This window comes from Azoarcus taiwanensis (assembly GCF_012910885.1).
GTDB lineage: Bacteria > Pseudomonadota > Gammaproteobacteria > Burkholderiales > Rhodocyclaceae > Azoarcus_F > Azoarcus_F taiwanensis.
In genome coordinates, this window is sequence record NZ_WTVM01000238.1 from 1 (window position 1) to 2,295 (window position 2,295).

4 protein-coding genes are annotated in these 2,295 nt (G+C 64.4%); all 4 read left to right on the forward strand.

Going from position 1 to position 2,295, the window contains the following annotated elements:
• Positions 1 to 300, forward strand: a 300-nt coding sequence (gene phnG / locus GPA21_RS19895; protein ID WP_168989802.1) for a phosphonate C-P lyase system protein PhnG, incomplete at its 5' end; no start/stop codon positions are given.
• Positions 300 to 917: a phosphonate C-P lyase system protein PhnH gene (phnH, locus tag GPA21_RS19900; protein WP_168989803.1), complete on the forward strand. Its 618-nt coding sequence runs from the start codon at positions 300 to 302 to the stop codon at positions 915 to 917. The genes phnG and phnH, both read left to right, overlap by 1 nt.
• Positions 902 to 1,993: a carbon-phosphorus lyase complex subunit gene (locus tag GPA21_RS19905; protein ID WP_168989804.1), complete on the forward strand. Its 1,092-nt coding sequence runs from the start codon at positions 902 to 904 to the stop codon at positions 1,991 to 1,993. The genes phnH and GPA21_RS19905 overlap by 16 nt, the downstream gene beginning before the upstream one ends.
• The coding region (locus GPA21_RS19910) for an alpha-D-ribose 1-methylphosphonate 5-phosphate C-P-lyase PhnJ (RefSeq protein ID WP_211163728.1) at positions 1,990 to 2,295 on the forward strand (306 nt) is incomplete at its 3' end. The genes GPA21_RS19905 and GPA21_RS19910, both read left to right, overlap by 4 nt.

Below are 2,295 nucleotides of genomic sequence, written 5' to 3' on the forward strand. Positions count from 1 at the left end.
GGTCGGGCGGGCGGCACAGGCCAACGCTTCAACCTGGGTGAGATCACGGTCACCCGTGCTGCGATGAGGCTCGACAACGGTATCGTTGGCCACGCCTACGTCGCAGGCCGCGACAAGCGCAAGGCAGAGCTCGCCGCGCTTTTCGACGCAATCCTTCTGTCCGGCATGGAGCACGACAGGCTCACACGCGAATTGATCGAACCGCTGATTGAGGCCCGACGCCGAACCCGGGAAACGAACTCACGCAAAGCTGCTGCGACGCGGGTGAATTTCTTCACGATGGTTCGCGGAGAAGACTGATGACCCTCCGGAACGCGATTGCCGCCGGGTTTGCCGATCCGGTACATGACGCTCAACAAGTCTTTCGCAATGCGCTTGAAGCCCTTTCCCGTCCCGGTCGCGTGCAGACTCTTCCCGCCTTGGCCGAGGCGATCCCCGGTCTGCAACCCGCGGCTGCCGCCATTGCGCTGACCTTGGTCGACTTCGAAACACCGGTGTGGCTGTCTCCCGCATGCCGGGCTGCAGCCGACTTTCTTCGCTTCCATTGTGGTTGCACCATCGTTGCCGAGCCAGCGGCAGCCTGCTTTGCCTTCGCCTCCGGTTGGAATGAAGTGCCGCCCTTCGACTGCTTCAACCTTGGTGACGACGTCGAACCGGAAAGCTCCACCACACTCGTCGTCGAAGTCGAGAGGCTCGAGAAGTCAGAATCACTGGTGCTGACCGGCCCGGGCATCGAACAGCGGCAACGCCTTGCGACTGGCGCGATTCCCGCCGAGCGAATCGCCGAAAGAACCGCCCTTCAGGTGCTGTTTCCTCGCGGCATCGACCTTTTCCTGACCCATGACCGGCAGGTCTGTGGCCTGCCGCGGACCACGCGTGTCCAGATCCTAGGGAGCGAAGCATGTATGTCTCGGTAAAGGGTGGCGAACAAGCCATCGATAACGCTCATCGCTGGCTTGCCGAATCACGCCGGGGCGACACCTCGGTGCCGGAGCTGAGCATCGAGCAGATTCGGGGCCAGCTCGCCGGCAGTGTCGACCGCGTCATGGCGGAAGGCTCGCTGCATGACCCGGAACTCGCGGCGTTGGCGATCAAGCAGGCCGGCGGCGATCTCATCGAAGCCGTCTTCCTGCTGCGCGCATTCCGCAGCACGCTCCCCCGCTTCGGTGCGGCCGAACCGCTCGACACCTCGCGCATGGCGATCCGGCGTCGAATCTCGGCCACCTTCAAGGACGTGCCTGGTGGCCAGGTACTCGGCCCCACCTTCGACTACACCCACCGCCTGCTCGATTTCGCGCTTGCCGCCGGCATGGAGCCGTCGGAGGCTGCCCTCGCTAGCGAACCCTTGATGGCCGAGATGCCACGTGTAGCCGACCTGCTGGGCGCCGACCAGCTCATCGAACCGGAAGTACCCGACGACGACGCACCGGTTGGCGACCTGACCAGAGACCCCTTCCGTTTTCCGGTCGAGCGCGACGTGCGCCTGCAGGCACTGGCACGTGGCGACGAGGGATTCCTGCTCGCGCTCGGATACTCCAGCCAGCGCGGTTACGGACGCAACCACCCTTTCGCCGGAGAGATCCGGGTCGGCGAGGCGACCGTCGAGTTCGTGCCGGAAGAGCTCGGCTTTGCGATCGAGATCGGCGACGTCACCGTCACCGAATGCCAGATGGTCAATCAGTTCAAGGGCTCGGCCGAACGTCCACCTCAGTTCACCCGTGGCTACGGACTCGTGTTCGGTCACTGCGAGCGCAAGGCCATGAGCATGGCACTGGTCGACCGCTCGCTGCGGGCACGCGAATTGGGCGAAGCCGTGGAGGCGCCGGCGCAGGATGAGGAGTTCGTTCTATATCACAGCGACAACGTCCAGGCGACCGGCTTCGTCGAACACCTCAAACTCCCTCATTACGTCGACTTCCAGTCCGAACTCGCCATGGTGCGCACGCTGCGCGCGGAGGCCGACCAGCGAAAGAACAACAAGGAGTCCGCATGACTGACCAGGCCTACAACTTCGCCTATCTCGACGAGCAGACCAAACGCATGGTCCGTCGAAGCCTCCTGAAGGCGGTCGCAATCCCCGGCCACCAGGTGCCCTTCGGCTCGCGAGAGATGCCGCTGCCCTACGGCTGGGGTACCGGCGGCATCCAGATCACTGCGGCCTTGCTCGGACGCGAGGACGTGCTGAAGGTCATCGACCAGGGCGCCGACGACACCACCAACGCGGTATCCATCCGCCGCTTCTTCGCACGCACCGCCGGAGTGAACACGACGACCCGCACCGTCGAGGCGACGCCG